The following is a 17,330-nucleotide window of genomic DNA, read 5'->3' as shown; positions in this document are numbered from 1 at the left end:
TCTCGCGTGGCCAGCCCGCATCGCGGCAGGAGCGGCGGCGCTCCTGCATGACGTCCGTTCGCCACCTTACAAAATGAATGGAAATTGAAAGAATTCCTTCCCTTGACGCAAGGCGCTCGGGCCATTTATTGTCCGTCTGCCGCCCGTGAGAGAGCACGGCGGCAATCGCGGATGCGCGCCACGCGCGCACGACAACACGCAGCAGAAAGCAGAAAAGGAAACGTGGTAGCCACATGAAGCCGCTATTCGATGACAAGAACTCCGATGCGGTCAGCGATCGTCCTTCCACCCCGTCTTCGTCACCCGTCGCCGTGCCTGCCGCCGCCGTCACCGTGCCGGCCGCGCGCCCGGCGGAGAATGTCCGCCTGATCACCGTCGACGAGATCGACCAGCTCGGCGCGACGCAGGGCACGCGAATCGCCGCTTTTTCCCAGCAGATTCTCGCGAGCGTCCGCGCGTCGGATGCCGACCAGTTCGGTGACAAGCTCAACGAACTGATCGCGACCGCGAAGGGGCTCGATCCGCGCGGCGCCGACAAGGGCGGGCTGCTTACGCAGGTCACGCGGCTGTTTCGCTCGACCAAGGAGAAGCTGCTGTCGCAATACGAATCGGTGAGCAAGCGGATGGACACGCTCGTCGTCGAGCTCGAGAGCCATGCGCGGCGCCAGAAGGCCGGCATCGACGAGCTCGAGCGGATGTACAACGACAACTACGCGCTGCACCAGGAGCTCGCGCAGTCGAAGGCGCACGGCGAAACGGCGCTCGCGACGCTGCGTGCGCATCTCGCGGCCGGCCAGCAGCCGGCGGACGACGCGTTCGCGGCACAACGCCTGCTCGACGTGAAGCGCAAGGTCGACGCGCTCGAAAGCAAGCTCGACGACCTCGACCGCGCGATGCTGATGTCGAAGCAGCTCGCGCCGCAGATCCGCATGGAGCAGGACCAGAAACGCACGCTGACGTCGAAGTTCATGACGATCAAGACCGTGCTGATCCCCGCGTGGACCAATGCGTTCGCGCTCTACCTCGAGCAGCTCAGCACGAAGCGCGCGGCGGCGCTCGCGAACGCGACGTACGACGCGGCCGACGAGGCGATCCGCGCGCAGGCCGACCTGAACCGCCAGAACGCGCAGGAAGTCGCGAAGCTCGGCCAGCGCCCGGTGATCTCGACCGACACGTTCGAATACGCGCAGCAGCAGCTGTTCGGCGCATTCGACGACATCACGCAGATCATCGCCGACGGCAAGCGCCAGCGCGAGCAGGACGCGCCGCGCCTGCGCCAGCTCGAACAGGACCTGATCACCCGATTCGCTCCGAAGCACAACTGAGAGAACTGAGAGAACACCGCATGATTACGCTTGAGAAACGCGCGGCGAAGGTCGCGATCGTCCTCGAAAAACGCCAGATCCTGAAGCCGCCCGTCGTGCGCGTCGGCGCGGCGCTCGACATCTCCGGCTCCGCGAAGCCGCTCTACCAGTCGGGCGTGATCCAGGAGACGCACGACCGGATCCTCGGCATCGCACTGAAGTTCGACGACAACGGCGAAGTCGACACGTGGACCTTCACCGAAGGCTACAACCGGCTGCCGACCGCGACGCCGGACAACTACGGCTCGTACATTTCCGACCACGTGCTCGAAGCGCGGATCGACAAATGGGGCGGCACGCAGTACGCGCCGGTGATGAACGACATCGTCGACTTCTTCTTCCGCGCGCCTCAGCCGTCGCCGCAACGCGAAGAGAAGCGCGGCTTCCTGAGCCGGCTGTTTGGCGGCGCGGACGAGACGCCGGCACCGGCGGCTTCCGCGCCGGTGAACGGCCATCTACCCGCATGGGTGCTGTTCGTCACCGACGGGCAGAACCCGAAGAACGATCGCAAGCGCGTGCGCCAGTTGCTGGCCGAGTCGCAGCACTACCCGCTGTACTGGTCGCTCGTCGGCGTCGGCGACCCGAGCGAATTCGGCTTCCTCGCGGAAATCGCGGAAGAGATGCCGAACGTCGGCTTCCTGCATCTCGAATCGCTCGACATCAGCGACGAACAGATCTACGAACAGTTGATCACGCAGGAATTCTGCGACTGGGTGCGCGCGAAGTAAGCGCGGCCCGCACGTCATTTTTCACGAAACTCGAAACTCCACATCATGTTGAAAGACTTCAAGATCCCGCTGTCGCTCACGGCGCTCGCACTGGTCGCCGCGTATTTCCTCGGCGGCGTGAAAGACATGCTGATCGTCGCGGTCCTGTGCGTGCTCGAAATCTCGTTGTCGCTCGACAACGCGGTCGTCAACGCCTCCGTGCTCAAGAACTGGTCGGAGAAGTGGCGCAACCGCTTCATGGTGTTCGGCCTGCCGGTCGCCGTGTTCGGCATGCGGCTCGTGTTCCCGCTGCTGATCGTCGCGGTGATCGGCCACATCGGCATGTGGGATGCGCTGACGCTCGCGATCGAGTCGCCGGAGAAGTACGCGGCGATCCTGACTTCCGCGCATCACCAGGTGTCGGCGTTCGGCGGCGCGTTCCTGCTGATGGTGTTCTTCAAGTTCATGCTCGACACCGAGAAGGACGAGCACTGGATCGGCTTCCTCGAGGGCCCGATGCGCCATCTCGGCCGCATCACCGCGCTGGAAGTGGCGCTGACGCTCGCGATCGTGATCGTCGCGTCGTTCTACGTGCCGTCGGCGGAACAGGTCGCCTTCCTGCTGGCGGGCGCGTTCGGCGTGATCAGCTTCGTGATCGCGCACGGCATCGGCGACCTGATCGGCGGCGAGGAAACGGGCACGCGCGTGGTGCGCGAAGGCGTCGCGGGTTTCATGTATCTCGAGGTGCTCGATTCGTCGTTCAGCTTCGACGGCGTGATCGGCGCATTCGCGCTGTCGAACAACATCTTCCTGATCGCGCTCGGCCTCGGCGTCGGCGCGGCCTATATCCGGGAGATGACGCTCGTGCTGCTGAAGAAGGGCACGCTCGCGCAATATCGCTATCTCGAGCACGGCGCGTTCTGGGCGATCGGTGCGCTCGCAACGATCATGTTCCTCGGCGTGAAGTTCGAGGTGCCCGAGGTCATCACGGGCCTGGTCGGCGCGGCGATGATCGCCGCGGCCGTGTGGTCGTCGATCGTCGTGCAGCGCAAGGAAGACCGCACCGCGGTGGCCGGCGAATAAGCACGCGCCGCACGCGGCACGCAAACCATCAACGAGGGGGCCGCGCAGGGCGGCCCGGCATTGCCGCCGGCGCAACGGCGGTTCCAGCAGAAGAGGTTCAGATGATCAATTTGTCGAAAGGCGGTCGCGTCAACCTGTCGAAGGAAGCGCCCGGCACGCAGAAATTCCGCATCGGTCTCGGTTGGGACGCGAACGCGACGGACACGGGCACGGATTTCGATCTCGACGTGTCGGTGTTCCTGTGCAAGTACGACGCGCAGAGCAATCCGAAGCTGATCTCGGATCAGCATTTCGTGTTCTACAACAGCGAAGTGCGCACGATGGAGCGCAAGGAAACCTTCATCCAGCCGGGCGACGATTTCCCGAAGCGCGGGATGCCCGCGTCGAAGTGCCTGGGTGTCGTGCACAGCGGCGACAACCGCACGGGCAGCGGCGGCGGCGACGACGAAGTGATCTTCATCGACGTGACGAAGCTCGCCGCGGATATCGAGGAAATCTCGGTGGTCGTGACGATCGACCAGGCCGAAGCGCGTCGCCAGAATTTCGGCCAGGTGCGCAACAGCTACATCCAGATCGCCGACGAGGTGTCGGGCGCGGTGATCGCGAAGTACGCACTCGAGGAAGACTTCTCGATGGAGACGTCGGTGCAGGTGGGCAGCTTCTATCGCCGCGACGGCCACTTCATGTTCAAGGCGGTCGGCGCCGGCTACAACCGCGGCCTGGGCGACTTCGTGCGCGCGTACGGCGGCGCGGTCTGACTGGCGGCAGTCCGGCCGGCGGGACACCGCCGCGCCGGGCAGGAAGCAGCGATGACGAATCCGTCCGACGAGCCGAAGCGGCTCGAGTTCGATACGACGCCCGAGCGCACGCCCGGGCGTCTTGCGTTCGACGCGCCGCCCGCGGCCGCGACGCAGGGCGCACGCGCGCCCGAGCGGCCGGCACCGCAGGCGCTCGACTTCGGGCCGGCGCCCGACAGGCCCGTGCGCACCGCGCCGGCCGAGGCGGTCGGCCGCGCGGTGTTCGGCGAATCGAACCATCCGCAGCTCGAAGCGTGCTTCCGCGCCGCGCAGGCCAGCTTCCCGAATCTCTATCCCGACTACGCGCCGCGCATCGAGCGGCACATCCGGCAACTGGTGCCGCTGAAGCTCACGACGGTCGCGACGATCGGCGACGGCGCGCTGGAGACGGCGGGCAACCTCGTCGAAGCCGTCGCGGCCGCCACGCGCGAATTCAACGAACTCGGCGCGGCCGACATGATGGCCGGCATGCTCGCGCAGGCGACGCGCAAGGCCGGCATGTTCGAACGCTGGTTCGGCGGGGCGGCGGGCCATGTCGACTACCGGGCGGCGCTCGGTGCGCTCAAGCAGTCGCTCGGCTTCTTTCCGCGCCGCACCGAGGAACTCGCCGCGAAGGTTCGCCATGCGGAAGAAAATCTCGTCGTCGTGCTCGCGGCGCTGAGCGCGGTGTCGGACGTCGTGCGCGCACCGGACGATGCGGGCATCGAGCGCACGCTGTTCGACCGCCGCAACATCGTCGGGCAGGCGGTGCAGCAGATCCGCATGCAACCCGCGCAATTGCGCGGGCTCGACGAGCGCGTGACCGATCTGCTGTCGCGCGCCGATCACCTGATGAACGTCGTGCTGCCGGCGGCGCTGGCGGCGCGGCCGCAGCGCTGAGCGAACGGCGCGAAGGCCACGGATGCGCGCGCCGCGGCGCGCGCGTTCGCTGCGCGGGCCACGCCGCGTCACGCCATTTCACGTGCACCGGCGCGAGTCTGCTATCTTCCCGGGCATCTCATTGCTTTCCCGCCGATTCTCCATGACCGACCGCATCGTTGCCGCATTCGATTTCGATGGCACCATCACGACGACCGACAGCTTTCGCCATTTCGTCCGCTATGCGGTCGGCACGCCGCGCTTCGCATGGGCCGGGCTCCGTGCGCTGCCGTGGATCGTCGCGATGAAGGCCGGGCTGCTGTCGCGTGGCGATGCGAAAGCGAAGTTCGCGTCGTTCGCGTTCGGGCCCGTGCGCGAGGACGCGCTCGATGCGCAGGCGCGTACGTTCGTCGACACCTACCTGCCGGGCCTCGTGCGTCCGGAAATGCTCGAACGCATTCGCGAGCACCGGGCACGCGGGCACGAAGTCGTGCTGGTGAGCGCGTCGCCGTCGCTGTACCTGGAGAAGTGGGCGAAGACGGCCGGCTTCGATGCGGTGCTCGCGACGCGGCTCGCGTTCGAGCGCGGCACGTTTGCCGGCCGGCTCGACGGCGAAAACTGCTGGGGGCCGCAGAAGGTCGTGCGGCTGCGCGGGTGGTGGGGCAGCCGGCCGCCGAAACAGCTGTTCGCGTACGGCGACAGCCGCGGCGACAAGGAAATGGCCGAGCTCGCGAACTGGTCGTGGATCCGCGGGCAGGGGCCGATGCCGCCGATCGGCGGCTGAGCCGGCGCGGCGCGGGTTTTACATCACGCGTCGGCTTGCGCGTGGCGAGCGCGGCGCGACGGTCGATACGGGCCCCAGCGATTCGCTCGCGCGAAGGTGCCGACGTCGTTGAAGCGCACGCCGACTTCACGCAGCGCCGCATGCGCGGTGCGCGCGGTCAGCTGGCGAATGTAGAACGGGTCGCGCACCACGAAGTGATGGATCGCATGCGTGCTGCCGAAGTTGAAGCAGAACAGCTGGAACGGCAGCATCCACCACGGGTTGAGCACCTGCGTCTGCTGGATCACGTTGCGTGAATCGATATCGCCGAAGTAATGCATGTTCGAGCTGACGAAGTTGATGCAGAAGCTGCGCACGAAGTTCGGCCCGAGCCACACCACGGCCAGGAAATCGACGACGCTCATCGCGCGCGCGACGATGGCCGGCACCGTCACCGCGTAGCCGAACGCATGCAGCGCGAACAGGCCGGCGTGATAGACGATGAACGCATGCCACAGCACGTAATACACGTGACCGACCGGCATGTACGACGACACCTGCTCGACGCGCAACTGCATGCGTTCGGACGGGTCCTGCACCGGTTGCGCTGCCACGTACTGCTTCACCTTGCGGCGCATCGCGGCCGGCCGCAGCACGACGGCGAGCATGCCGTCGGCGATCATCAGCAGGCGCTTCACGCCCCAGCGCTCGCCGTTGGTGATGCCGAATTCCTCGAGATCCGATTCGCCGCCCGACACCTTGTGGTGATGCAGGTGCATGCGCCGCCGCGTCCACGGGTTGATCGTGCCGGGCCGCGTGAGCCAGCACAGCGCCATCATCAGGTGATAGGCCCACGGCGTCTTCTTGAAGTACATCAGGTGGATCAGGTCGTGCTCGAGCTCGTGGATCAGCGACGTGACGAACGCGGCGAGCGGCAGCGCGACGTACCACGCGATCGCCCCGCGCGCATACAGCCAGGCGATCGCGAGCATCGCGCTCACCGACACGGCCATCACGGTCGCGCCGACGAGGTTCTGGTTGTCGAGCAGCGGAAAGCGCGCGCGGATCGCGTCGCTCGCGGCGTTGACCTCGCGGCGGACGTACGCGACCTTGTCCGCGTCGTGGCGAAAGGCGGTTCGTGCGGGTTGGCTCATCGACCGGATTCCTGCGGAAAGAGTGGGGCGTTATGCCGATGTGACAAGCATAGGCGCGCACCGGGCCGCCCGCGAGGGCCGCGGGTGCCAATGGCGGTGTCATTTCGGGCCACGTTGGCCGGCCGGCGCGGCTAGAGTCTTGCCCCGGTGTCATTGCGGGCCAGCGGCGCTACAATCCGCCGAAACCGCTCCGGAGTCCTCCACATGACCCTGTCCGTCCCGGATGCCGCGCGCCAGTTGAACAAGGCGACGGTGTCGTCCGCGTATGCGCTGTTCATGCTGATGCTGGCCGAGGAACGCGGTATCGACGGCGGCCGCATTCTCGCGGGCTCGGGTGTCGAGCGCGACCGGCTCGCGCAGCCCGATGCGCGCATCACGCCGCTGCAACAGGCGGCGATCGTGTTCAACCTGCTCGACGCGACGGACGATCCGTCGATCGCGATCGAGATTGGCCTGCGCAGCAGCCTGACGAAAGCGGGACTGATCGGCTTCGGGCTGATGAGCTGCGCGACGCTCGGCGAGGCGATCTCGCTCGGCATCCGCTACCTGCCGACGCGCGTGCCGTTCTTCTCGGTGCGGCTCGCGCGGCTCGACGGGACCGTCGACATCGACGTGCTCGAAGCGTTTCCGCTCGGCCGGCTGCGGCAGTTCGCGGTCGAGAACTTCCTGGTCGAGACGGCGATCCTGTTCAATTCTCTGCTGTATCCGGTGCCGGGACGCACGTTGCAGTCGCGCGCCGAACTCCATTTCGAATGGCCCGAGCCGCCGTGGTTCGAGCGTTATCGCGCGCGGCTGCCGCGCTGCCATTTCGACGCGAGCGCGAACCGCATCCGTTGCGATGCCGCGCTGCTCGACGAACCGATCGGCACCGCGAACGCGCACACCGCGCAGATGATCGTGCAGCAGTGCGAGGCCGAACTCGCGCGGCTCGGTTATGCGGAAAGCATCGTCGAGCGCGTGCGCAACCTGCTGATCTGCGGCGAGGGCGGCTATCCGGCGGTCGACGACGTCGCGCGCGAGCTGCATGTATCGGCGCGTACGCTCAAGCGCAAGCTCGCCGAATACGGTGCGACCTATTCGGCGCTGCTCGACGAGATCCGGTTGCGCGACGCGCTGCGGCTGCTCGAGGGGACGCGGCTGCCGGTGGACGAGATCGCCGCGCGCGTCGGTTATACGGATCGCGCGAACTTCACGCGCGCATTCAAGCGCTGGACGGGTGTCGCGCCGAGCGAGCGGCGCTGAACGCGGGCATGCGCCGGCCCGCGTGGCGGGACTGCCGAGTCGTGCCCCACGTATCCCTTCTTCAGACGATCGCGACCCAGTTCGCGCCGCGCCCGCCCGGCACGCGTGCGTGCGGCGACAGCGCGCCATCGTCCTGCGAGATCGCATACACCGACACGTATTCCGACTGTTCGCCGCACGCGACGAGCCAGCGCCCCGACGGGTCGATCGCGAACCCGCGCGGTTGCGTCTCGGTGGCCGTTGCATGCGCGGGTTCGAACGTGCCGTCTGCGGTGCGGCGATAGCAGAGCAGGCGGCTCGACGTGCGTTCGCTGACGTAGGCGAAACGCTCGTCGGGGCTCAGGTGCAGGTCGGCGGCCCAGACGGAGGGCTCGGCGGGCGCGGGCGGCCGCGCATGGCCCGGCGCGAGTTCGGCGACGGCCGGATGGCGCGCACTCACGTGCACCTCGCCGAGCCGGCCGGTATCGGGGTCGCGCGCGAACGTGGCGAGCGTGGCCTGGAATTCGCTGACGACGACGAGCGCTCGGCCGTCGCGCGCGAACTGCAGGTGGCGCGGGCCGAACCCGGCCGGCACGCGCGTTTCGCCGTGTTCGAGCGCGCGCAGGCCGGCCGCGTCCTCGACCAGCGCGAAGCTGAACACGCGATCCGAGCCGAGCGAGCTGACATAGGCGAAACGGTTGTCCGGCGACACGATCACCGAGTGCGCGTTCGCGATGCCGCCCACGACCTGCAGCGGCGTGCCGTCGCCGTCGCGCACGCGCGCGGCGTCGTAGAGGCTCAGCGAATTTCCGCCGTACGACGCGCCGAGCAGCCAGCGGCCGCCGCGGTCGAGCGACAGGTACGCATGGCTCGCGTCGATCGCGGTCGCGCCGATGCGCACGAGCGCGCCGGTGGCCGGCACGACGCGGAACGCGACGATCGTCGGCTGTTCGCCGCGCGTCGCGACGTAGAGCCGCGCGCGGTCGGCCTGCACGGCGATCGGCATCGCGACGTCGGCTGCGGGATAGCGGGCGAGCGGCGCGAGCGTGCCGTCGGCCGCGAGGGAAAACGTGGCGAGGTCGGCGTCGGCGGCGTTCGAGACGACGACGGTCAGGCGGTCAGTGTTCGGCATGGCGGAGCATCGATGCGTTCGTCAGGGCGGTGTCGGCCGGCAGGCCGCGCGGCGGATCGCTGCGCCGGTGCGTGCGCGCGAACAGCGCGGCCACGGCGGCGACGAGCGAAGCGATCGCGAGCGCATACAGCCCGCCCGTGATCGAACCCGTATGTTGCTTCAGATAGCCGAAGGCCGTCGGCGCGACGAAGCCGCCGAGGTTGCCGACCGAGTTGATCAGCGCGATCACGGCCGCGGCCACGCGCGTGTCGAGATAGCCCTGCGGGATCGGCCAGAACAGCGACGCCGCGGCCTTGAAGCCGAGCGCGGCGAAGCAGATCGACGCGAACGACCAGGCCGGATCGTGCGACGTCGACGCGAACAGCCCGCACGCGGCGAGCACGAGCGCGAACGCGAGCCAGCGCTGCGGATGCTTCCATTTCGACGACAGCACCGCGAAGCCGTACATCGCGCCGATCGCGATCATCCACGGAATCGTGTTGTACAGGCCGACCTGGAAATCGGTGAGGCCGCCCATCTTGCGGATGATCGTCGGCAGCCAGAACGTCGCCGCGTAGATCGTCAGCTGGATCGAGAAATACAGGAAGCAGAACAGCGTGATCTGCGGATCGCGCAGCAGCGCGGTGGCGCGCACCGGCACGTTCGAACGGACGTCGCGCGCCGCGCGTTCCTCGTCGAGCGCGTTCTGTAGTGCCGTGCGTTCCTCGGTGGTGAGCCACGTCGCGTCGCGGATGTGCGATTTCAGCAGCAGCCAGCTCGCGCCGCACAGCGCGACGGAGAATAGCCCTTCGATCAGGAACATCCACTGCCAGCCTTCGAGGCCGAAGCCGCGGATCGACAGCAGCGCACCGGTGACGGGCCCGGACAGCACCGACGCGAATGCGGAGCCGCCGAGGAAGATCGCCATCGCCTTGCCGCGTTCCTGCGGCGGCAGCCATTGCGACAGGTACAGCACGACGCCGGGGAAGAAACCGGCCTCGGCCGCGCCGAGCAGGAAGCGCAGGGCATAGAACGACGTGTCGTTCCACACGAACGCCATCGCGGCCGCGACGATGCCCCACGTCGCCATGATCCGCGCGAGCCACACGCGGGCGCCGTAGCGTTGCATCAGCAGGTTCGACGGCACCTCGAACAGCGCGTAGCCGACGAAGAACAACCCGGCACCGAGGCCGTACGCGGCCGCGCCGATGCCGATCGACGCTTCGAGATGGCGGTCGACGAAGCCGACGTTCACGCGGTCGATGTAGTTCGCGATGAACATGATCAGCACGAGCGGCAGCACATGCCACTTCACTTTCGAGACGGCGGACGCGAGCGGGTCGCGTCCGGGCAGGGCGGGCGAGGGCGGGTTCAAGCGTGTCTCCGGTCGGGCGAGGCTGTGTAGTATGTCGTCGTATGACATGGTACGCCTGAGTGCCGATGGAGACGTCGCGGGTTTACCCGGGAATTACCCGGATATTGGGGAATTTCATGAGATTCTTCGGGCGGCCGTCAATGTCTGATGACATATGACATGAAACGAGTGTGTACCAATCGCCGGGATACCCGGTGGCGATCCGCGCGCGTGGTGCATCTCCTAGGCAACCCGTCCGGCGGCTGCCCTCGCGGCCGCTACGCCATCGACACGACGCTGTTGAGCAGCGTCTTCACGAGCACGGCCTGCCGCGTCGCGCCCGTTTTCGCGAAGATGCCGCGCAGGTGCGCACGCGCGGTGTTCTTCGTGATGCCGGTCGCGGCGGCGGCCTCGTCGAGCGTCAGCCCGTCGACGAGCAGCAGTGCGATTTCGGTTTCCATCGGCGTGAGCCGGAACAGCCGGTGCAGCATGTCGCGCGACGTCTGCGGCGACGACACGGGATCGCGCACGAACACCGCGACGGCCGGCCGGTGCCGGCGGTCCTCGGCGCCGCGGTAGGGGGCGAGCGGGCGCAGCAGCACGCTCAACGGCATCGCGCCGCCGGGGCGCGACAGCGTGGTGGCTTCGATGCGGGCGAGCGCGCCCGCGCGGAAATGCTCGAGCGCGGCCTGCAGCGCCTTCTGCAGCCGGCGCTCGTCGAGCGGGCACGAGGCGTGGAGCCGCTCGTGGCGCACGCACAGCCCGTCCTGCTGCTCGATCAGCCGCTCGGCGATGCGGTTGCGCTTGATCACGCGGCCGTCCTCGTCGACGATCGCGGTGCCGACATCGAGCCGGTCGACGGTGCCCGCGTACAGCGCGCGTTCGGCATCGAGCACGTCGAACGCCGCGTGCAGCTCGACTGCCCGCTGCAGGTGCGGCAGCAGCGTCGCGACCTGCGCGCGTTCGGCCGCGTCGAAGTCCCGCCCGCCGTGCGCGCGGCTCACGAAGAACGCGCATTCGACGCCGCGTTCGCCGCGCAGGTTCGCGCCGAGGATGTAGCGCAGGTCGAGCGGCTGCAGGTACTGCCGGTAGAAATCGTGCGCGCGCCACGCGGTTTCGCCGAACAGCCGGTCGGCCGTGAAGACCTGGCCGGGCGGCTGATCGAGAAACGGGCACAGCGCATAGAACTGCTCGCTGTACGACGGCTCGCCGGGCAGCAGCGGGCCGTGCGCCGACGCGTTGATGATGAGCCCGTGCCGCGTGCCGCCCGGGTTGCGCAGCACCAGTGTCGTGAAGCGCGCGTCGAGCCGCACGCGGACCGCTTCGAGGAAGCCGGCCCACGGGGTCGCTTCCGACGGGCCCTGATAGACGAGCCCGAGCCACGCGCTGAGTTCGCGCGCCGTCCACGCGGCGTCGTCGAAGCCGTCGTGCGCGGCCGGATCGCCGGGTGCCAGCGCGGTGGGCATGCTCGTGTTCTCCTGGATCGGGGTGAAGGGTTCCCGAGCCAGCATACCGGCCGCCCGGCGGCCCGCGTCATCCGAACGGAGGAGGCGGCGCGCCCGGGCTGCCCGCCGGCGGCGCCTACGCCGCGCGTTCGCGCAGCAGGTAAGCGACGATGCGCCCGGCCGCTTCGTCGGGGGACTCGGCGACCGTATCGACGCGCAGTTCGGGCCGCGCGGGCGGCTCGTACGGCGAATCGATGCCCGTGAAATGCTTCAGCTCGCCGCGCCGCGCCTTCTTGTACAGGCCCTTCGGGTCGCGCTCCTCGGCGACCGCGAGCGGCGTGTCGACGAACACCTCGACGAACTCGTCGGGGCCGGCGAGCGCACGCGCCATCTCGCGTTCCGAGCGGAACGGCGAGATGAACGACACGAGCGTGATGAGCCCCGCGTCGAGCATCAGCCGCGCGACTTCGGCGACGCGCCGGATGTTCTCCACGCGATCGGCCTCGGTGAAGCCGAGATCGCGATTGAGCCCGTGCCGCACGTTGTCGCCGTCGAGCAGGTACGTGTGCTTGCCGAGCGCGTGCAGCCGCTTCTCGACGAGGTTCGCGATCGTCGACTTGCCGGCGCCCGACAGCCCCGTCAGCCACACGATGCGCGGCGTCTGCGCCTTCTGCGCGGCACGCGCGGCGCGGTCGACGTCGACGGCCTGCCAGTGCACGTTGTGCGCGCGGCGCAGCGCGAAGTGCAGCATCCCGGCACCGACCGTGTCGTTGGTGAAGCGGTCGATCACGATGAAGCCGCCCGTGTGGCGGTTGCGGTCGTACGGATCGAATGCCACGGGCCGGTCGAAGCTCAGGTTGCACACGCCGATTTCGTTGAGCGCGAGCGTGCGCGCCGCGAGATGCTCGCGCGTGTTCACGTCGACCTTGTACTTCGGCGTCGCGCAGGTCGCGCCGACCGTCTGCGTGCCGAGTTTCACGAGATACGGGCGGCCGGGCAGCAGCGGCGCGTCGTGCATCCACACGAGCGTCGCCTCGAACTGGTCGGCCACCTCGGGCGGCGCATCCGCGCGCGCGATCATGTCGCCGCGGCTGATGTCGATCTCGTCGGCGAGCGTGAGCGTCACCGCGTCGCCGGCGTGCGCGATGTCGCTTTCGCCGCGTTGCGTGATCACCGACGCGACGCGGCTCTCCTTGCCGGACGGCAGCACGCGCACGCGCTCGCCGACGCGGATCTCGCCCGATGCGATGCTGCCCGCGTAGCCGCGGAAATTCAGGTGCGGGCGGTTGACCCACTGCACCGGCAGCCGGAACGGCTCGTCGCGCGTCACGCGCGCGGCAAGCGGCAGCGTGTCGAGATGCTGCATCAGCGTCGGGCCCGCGTACCACGGCATCCGCGTGCCCGGCGCGATCACGTTGTCGCCGCGCAGCGCCGACATCGGGATGCTGACGATCTCCGCCAGCCCGAGCTCGGCCGCGAACGCGCGATAGTCGGCGTCGATGCGCTCGAACACGGCCCGGTCGTAGTCGACCAGGTCCATCTTGTTGATCGCGAGCACCACGCGCCTGATGCCGATCAGCGCGACGAGATGGCTATGACGGCGCGTCTGCGTGAGCATGCCCTTGCGCGCGTCGATCAGGATCACGGCGAGATCGGCGGTCGACGCGCCGGTGATCATGTTGCGCGTGTACTGCTCGTGGCCGGGCGTGTCGGCGACGATGAACTTGCGGCGCGCGGTCGCGAAGAAGCGGTACGCGACGTCGATCGTGATCCCTTGCTCGCGCTCGGCCGACAGGCCGTCGACGAGCAGCGCGAAATCGAGCTCGCCGCCCTGCGTGCCGACTTTCTTCGAGTCGGCTTCGAGCTGCGTGAGCTGGTCGTCGAACAGCATGTTCGATTCGTAGAGCAGGCGGCCGATCAGCGTGCTCTTGCCGTCGTCGACGCTGCCGCACGTGATGAAGCGCAGCAGGTCCTTCGTCTGCGCATCGTCGGCGTGCATGTTGGGCGTTGCGTGCGTGGGCGCCTCGGGCGCGGTGAGAACGTGTGCCATCAGAAATATCCCTCCTGTTTCTTCTTTTCCATCGAGCCGGCCGAATCGCTGTCGATCAGGCGTCCTTGTCGTTCCGACGTGCGCGTCTCGCGCATTTCCCGAAGGATGTTGTCGAGCGAGCTCGCATCGCTGTCGATCGCGCCTGTCAGCGGATAGCAGCCGAGCGTGCGAAAGCGCACCTTGCGCATCTGCGGCGCTTCGCCGTGGCGCAGCGGCAGGCGTTCGTCGTCGACCATGATCAGCGCGCCGTCGCGTTCGACGACGGGCCGTTCCTTCGCGAAGTAGAGCGGCACGATCGGGATGTCGTGAAGCTGGATGTACTGCCAGATGTCGAGCTCGGTCCAGTTCGAGATCGGGAACACGCGCAGGCTTTCGCCCTTGCGCTTGCGCGCGTTGTACAGCGACCAGAGTTCGGGGCGCTGGCGCTTCGGGTCCCAGCGGTGCTGCTCGGAGCGCAGCGACACGATGCGTTCCTTCGCGCGCGATTTCTCCTCGTCGCGGCGCGCGCCGCCGAACGCGGCATCGAAGCCGTAATGATCGAGCGCCTGCTTGAGCCCCTGGGTCTTCCACACGTCGGTGTGCATGGCCGAGCCGTGCGTGAACGGATTGATGTCGTTCGCGATGCCGTCGGGGTTCACGTGCACGCGCAGGTCGAGGCCGAGGCGCGCGGCCATCTCGTCGCGAAACGCGATCATCTCGCGGAATTTCCACGTCGTATCGACGTGCAGCAGCGGAAAGGGCGGCTTCGCCGGGTAGAACGCCTTCATCGCGAGATGCAGCATGACCGAGCTGTCCTTGCCGATCGAATACAGCATCACCGGGTTCTCGCTCTCGGCCACCACCTCGCGCATGATGTGGATGCTTTCGGCCTCCAGTCGCTCCAAGTGGGTCAACATCGTTCGTCTCCTTGTTTCATGCCGGCGCCGCGCGACATGTGCGGCGTTTCGTGCATGACGCCAACGGTATCGAGCGAGCGGCATGCCGCTCTTCGTCCGGGTGGACTAAACCGCGGCGCGGCGGTGGAGCGGATATTTCCTTAGTCCACCCGGACGAAGAGGTGCGCGACGGCGGCGCTTAAGGTGAGTGCTCGACCATCGGCGGAGACGACACATGACGGACGACACACGTGCCACGCAATTGCTTTCGGGCCAGACCTGGGCCGATTTCTGCGACACCCTGAAACGCAGCGGCGAGCAGATCCTGCGCGCCGAGGCGCCGGACGATCCGCTGACACGCGCGGAAGGCTTCCGTTACCTGAGCCGGCTGATGCGTATCGCGCTCGAAATGCACGTCGAATTCGCGGACGGCGCGTGGCCCGGCTTTTTCTCGCCGTCGCACGAGACCGCGAAGATCGGCGCCGACAATCCCGACAACCTGTACCAGTACGCGCGGCTCGACGGCCGTTGCGAATACCGCGTGACGGGGCGGCGCGGCACGGTGGCCTACCTGAGCTTCGGCACGCAGAAGGGCGGCTACGAGACCGACGGCAAGATGCTGCAGACGGGCTTTCTCGATGCGAAGCAGCTCGAGATCGCACCGGACGGCAGCTTCGAGATCGTGCTCGGCGGCACACCGCGCGCGGGCAACTGGGTACGCATGGAGCCGGGCACCAATGCGTTGCTGGTGCGACAGACATTCCTCGACCGGCGCGCGGAGACGCCCGCGCAACTGAAGATCGAACGCATCGGCGCGCACGATCGCCCGGCGCCGCTCGATCCGCTCGCGTTGCAGGGCGGCCTCACGCGCGCCGCGCAGTTCGTCGAGCAGACGGCGAAGCTGTTCGCCGACTGGGCCGCGGGCTACCGGTCGCACGTGAACGCGCTGCCGCCCGCCGACCAGGCGCTGTGCCAGTCGGTCGGCGGCGACCCGAACATCTACTACTACCACTCGTGCTGGGAACTGGCCGACGACGAGGCGCTCGTGATCGACGTCGACACGGTGCCCGACTGCGATTTCTGGAACGTGCAGCTCAACAACTACTGGATGGAGTCGCTCGACTACCGGCACTTCGATATCTGCGTGAACAAGCACGGCGAGCGACGGAATGCGGACGGTGGCGTGACGGTGGTCGTCGCGGCCGCGCGGCCGGGCGACGCGAACTGGCTCGATACGGCCGGGCATCGCACCGGCACGATCTGCTGGCGCTGGGTCGGCGCCGCGCAGCCGGTGCATCCGCGCACGCGGGTCGTGAAGCTCGCCGCGCTGAAGGAGGCCGCATGAACGCGCCGATCGACCTGATCCGCACGCGGCTCGACGCCGACGGACTGATCGCCGAGGCCGTGTCGCGCACGGGCGGGCTCACCGCGTTCGGCGACGGACCGTATCGCGAGGCGCTCGACGTGATGTGCGCGTCGCTGATCGACGAAGCGAAGCTGTCCGAACGCGGCGCGGCGATGATGCGCGAGAAGCTCGTCGGGCAACTCGTGAACCGGCTGGTCGTCGAGGATTACTTCCGGCGCCATCCGGAGATCGCGGACATCGCGATCGACGATCCGCTCGTGATCGTCGGCCTGCCGCGCACGGGTACGACGCTGTTGCAGCGGCTGCTGGCCGTCGATCCGCGCTTCCATACTGCCGCGTGGTGGGAAACCCGCTACCCGGCGCCGCTCGCGGGCGAGACGCTGGCCGAGCCGGCGGTGCGCATCGCCCGCGCGCAGGCCGAAGTCGCGACGATGATCGACTGCATTCCGCAGATCCTGACGATTCATCCGCTCGATGCGATGCTCGCCGACGAGGAGTTCATGCTGATGGAACACTCGTTCGTGTGCGCGATGGATTCGTACGCGAACGTGCCGCGCTATACGGCGTGGCTCGCACGGCAGGATCTCACGCCGGTCTATACGTACCTGAAGCGGATGCTGCAGTTCCTGCAATGGCAGAAGGCGCAGCGCGGGGTCGCGCCGGCCGCGCGCTGGCTGCTGAAGACGCCGCAGCACCTGCATGCGCTCGACGTGCTGTGCCGCGTGTTCCCGCGCGCGCAGGTCGTGCTCACGCACCGCGACCCGGCGCAGACGATTCCGTCGATGGCCAGCATGGCGCACACACTGTGGCAGATGTATGCGGACGATCCCGATCCGCTTGCGGTCGGCGCGCAGTGGAACGCGGGGATGGCACGCGCGATCGGCGCCGCGATGGCCGCGCGCGATGCGCTGCCGGCCGGCCGCTTCCTCGACGTGCGTTTCGAGGACACGGTGTCGAATCCGCTCGGCGTGGCCGAGGCCGTGTACGCGTTTGCCGGCCTGCCGCTCGATGCGCGGCGGCGCACGGCGATGACCGACTGGATGGCGCGCAACGGCCGCGACAAGCGTGCCGCGCACGACTATTCGATCGCGCGCTTCGGCTTCACCGATGCGCAGCTCGCGCGCGACTTCGCCGCGTATCGCGCGCGGCACCTGCGGGCGGCCGGCTGACGGCCCGGCTCGC

15 protein-coding genes are annotated in these 17,330 nt (G+C 68.1%); 9 read left to right on the top strand and 6 right to left on the bottom strand.

Translation table 11 applies throughout. From position 1 onward, the window contains the following. The first annotated feature begins 233 nt into the window (after positions 1–233). The 6 genes from APZ15_RS16235 to APZ15_RS16210 all read left to right on the top strand — a co-directional run bounded on the left by APZ15_RS16235 (position 234) and on the right by APZ15_RS16210 (position 5,593). Positions 234–1,325, top strand: a complete 1,092-nt coding sequence (locus tag APZ15_RS16235) for a toxic anion resistance protein (protein WP_027786909.1) — start codon at positions 234–236, stop codon at positions 1,323–1,325. A 20-nt stretch (positions 1,326–1,345) separates the two neighbouring features. After that, positions 1,346–2,092 (top strand): VWA domain-containing protein, encoded by a 747-nt coding sequence (locus APZ15_RS16230; protein ID WP_027786910.1) that lies wholly within the window; start codon positions 1,346–1,348, stop codon positions 2,090–2,092. Between the two features lie 45 nt (positions 2,093–2,137). Beyond that, a complete protein-coding gene (locus tag APZ15_RS16225; RefSeq protein ID WP_027786911.1) occupies positions 2,138–3,154 on the top strand; it encodes a DUF475 domain-containing protein in 1,017 nt (338 codons plus the stop codon). 101 nt (positions 3,155–3,255) lie between these two features. Then, entirely contained in the window at positions 3,256–3,912 is a 657-nt protein-coding gene (locus APZ15_RS16220; protein ID WP_021163605.1) for a TerD family protein, read from the top strand. Between the two features lie 51 nt (positions 3,913–3,963). Continuing rightward, a complete protein-coding gene (locus tag APZ15_RS16215) occupies positions 3,964–4,830 on the top strand; it encodes a hypothetical protein (RefSeq protein WP_027786912.1) in 867 nt (288 codons plus the stop codon). A 142-nt stretch (positions 4,831–4,972) separates the two neighbouring features. Further along, positions 4,973–5,593, top strand: coding sequence for an HAD family hydrolase (locus APZ15_RS16210; protein WP_027786913.1), 621 nt, complete (start codon positions 4,973–4,975; stop codon positions 5,591–5,593). Between the two features lie 23 nt (positions 5,594–5,616). Here APZ15_RS16210 and APZ15_RS16205 read toward each other — a convergent pair whose 3' ends face one another. Beyond that, positions 5,617–6,726 (bottom strand): fatty acid desaturase, encoded by a 1,110-nt coding sequence (locus APZ15_RS16205; protein ID WP_027786914.1) that lies wholly within the window; start codon positions 6,724–6,726, stop codon positions 5,617–5,619. A gap of 204 nt (positions 6,727–6,930) precedes the next feature. Between APZ15_RS16205 and APZ15_RS16200 the strand changes: the two genes are divergently transcribed. After that, positions 6,931–7,968 (top strand): AraC family transcriptional regulator, encoded by a 1,038-nt coding sequence (locus APZ15_RS16200; RefSeq protein WP_027786915.1) that lies wholly within the window; start codon positions 6,931–6,933, stop codon positions 7,966–7,968. A 61-nt stretch (positions 7,969–8,029) separates the two neighbouring features. Here the strand turns inward: APZ15_RS16200 and APZ15_RS16195 are convergent, their stop codons facing one another. The 5 genes from APZ15_RS16195 to cysD all read right to left on the bottom strand — a co-directional run bounded on the left by APZ15_RS16195 (position 8,030) and on the right by cysD (position 14,887). Then, on the bottom strand, positions 8,030–9,079 hold the full coding sequence (locus tag APZ15_RS16195) for a lactonase family protein (RefSeq protein ID WP_027786916.1): 1,050 nt from the start codon (positions 9,077–9,079) through the stop codon (positions 8,030–8,032). Next, a complete protein-coding gene (locus tag APZ15_RS16190; protein ID WP_027786917.1) occupies positions 9,066–10,433 on the bottom strand; it encodes an MFS transporter in 1,368 nt (455 codons plus the stop codon). Before APZ15_RS16190 ends, APZ15_RS16195 begins: the two co-directional genes overlap by 14 nt. Before the next feature lie 257 nt (positions 10,434–10,690). After that, complete coding sequence (locus APZ15_RS16185) at positions 10,691–11,878, bottom strand: helix-turn-helix transcriptional regulator (RefSeq protein ID WP_027786918.1); 1,188 nt, start codon at positions 11,876–11,878, stop codon at positions 10,691–10,693. Positions 11,879–11,993: 115 nt separating this feature from the next. Beyond that, entirely contained in the window at positions 11,994–13,907 is a 1,914-nt protein-coding gene (gene cysN, locus APZ15_RS16180; RefSeq protein ID WP_027786919.1) for a sulfate adenylyltransferase subunit CysN, read from the bottom strand. Beyond that, positions 13,907–14,887 carry a sulfate adenylyltransferase subunit CysD gene (gene cysD / locus APZ15_RS16175; RefSeq protein WP_226153355.1) on the bottom strand — a complete coding sequence of 327 codons (981 nt, stop codon included), beginning with the start codon at positions 14,885–14,887 and terminating at the stop codon, positions 13,907–13,909. The genes cysN and cysD overlap by 1 nt, the downstream gene beginning before the upstream one ends. Positions 14,888–15,017: 130 nt before the next feature. On the opposite strand from cysD, the gene APZ15_RS16170 reads away from it, so the two are divergent. Together APZ15_RS16170 and APZ15_RS16165 are read left to right on the top strand one after the other, a co-directional pair. Beyond that, positions 15,018–16,127: a DUF1214 domain-containing protein gene (locus APZ15_RS16170; RefSeq protein WP_027786921.1), complete on the top strand. Its 1,110-nt coding sequence runs from the start codon at positions 15,018–15,020 to the stop codon at positions 16,125–16,127. Then, complete coding sequence (locus APZ15_RS16165; protein ID WP_027786922.1) at positions 16,124–17,317, top strand: sulfotransferase family protein; 1,194 nt, start codon at positions 16,124–16,126, stop codon at positions 17,315–17,317. The genes APZ15_RS16170 and APZ15_RS16165 overlap by 4 nt, the downstream gene beginning before the upstream one ends. Positions 17,318–17,330: the final 13 nt, after the last annotated feature.

This window comes from Burkholderia cepacia ATCC 25416 (assembly GCF_001411495.1).
GTDB classification, from domain to species: Bacteria; Pseudomonadota; Gammaproteobacteria; order Burkholderiales; family Burkholderiaceae; genus Burkholderia; species Burkholderia cepacia.
Note: the sequence above shows the minus strand (reverse complement) of the source record. Positions and strands in the feature narration are given on the sequence as shown.

What these genes read in the sequence shown, in the direction of transcription:
- APZ15_RS16170 (WP_027786921.1), top strand. Translation starts at nt 15,018, where the DNA reads ATGACGGACGACACACGTGCCACGCAATTGCTTTCGGGCCAGACCTGG.
- APZ15_RS16215 (WP_027786912.1), top strand. Translation starts at nt 3,964, where the DNA reads ATGACGAATCCGTCCGACGAGCCGAAGCGGCTCGAGTTCGATACGACG.
- APZ15_RS16210 (WP_027786913.1), top strand. Translation starts at nt 4,973, where the DNA reads ATGACCGACCGCATCGTTGCCGCATTCGATTTCGATGGCACCATCACG.
- cysD (WP_226153355.1), bottom strand. Translation starts at nt 14,887, where the DNA reads ATGCCGCTCGCTCGATACCGTTGGCGTCATGCACGAAACGCCGCACAT.
- APZ15_RS16185 (WP_027786918.1), bottom strand. Translation starts at nt 11,878, where the DNA reads ATGCCCACCGCGCTGGCACCCGGCGATCCGGCCGCGCACGACGGCTTC.
- APZ15_RS16165 (WP_027786922.1), top strand. Translation starts at nt 16,124, where the DNA reads ATGAACGCGCCGATCGACCTGATCCGCACGCGGCTCGACGCCGACGGA.
- cysN (WP_027786919.1), bottom strand. Translation starts at nt 13,907, where the DNA reads ATGGCACACGTTCTCACCGCGCCCGAGGCGCCCACGCACGCAACGCCC.
- APZ15_RS16225 (WP_027786911.1), top strand. Translation starts at nt 2,138, where the DNA reads ATGTTGAAAGACTTCAAGATCCCGCTGTCGCTCACGGCGCTCGCACTG.
- APZ15_RS16220 (WP_021163605.1), top strand. Translation starts at nt 3,256, where the DNA reads ATGATCAATTTGTCGAAAGGCGGTCGCGTCAACCTGTCGAAGGAAGCG.
- APZ15_RS16230 (WP_027786910.1), top strand. Translation starts at nt 1,346, where the DNA reads ATGATTACGCTTGAGAAACGCGCGGCGAAGGTCGCGATCGTCCTCGAA.
- APZ15_RS16200 (WP_027786915.1), top strand. Translation starts at nt 6,931, where the DNA reads ATGACCCTGTCCGTCCCGGATGCCGCGCGCCAGTTGAACAAGGCGACG.
- APZ15_RS16235 (WP_027786909.1), top strand. Translation starts at nt 234, where the DNA reads ATGAAGCCGCTATTCGATGACAAGAACTCCGATGCGGTCAGCGATCGT.
- APZ15_RS16195 (WP_027786916.1), bottom strand. Translation starts at nt 9,079, where the DNA reads ATGCCGAACACTGACCGCCTGACCGTCGTCGTCTCGAACGCCGCCGAC.
- APZ15_RS16205 (WP_027786914.1), bottom strand. Translation starts at nt 6,726, where the DNA reads ATGAGCCAACCCGCACGAACCGCCTTTCGCCACGACGCGGACAAGGTC.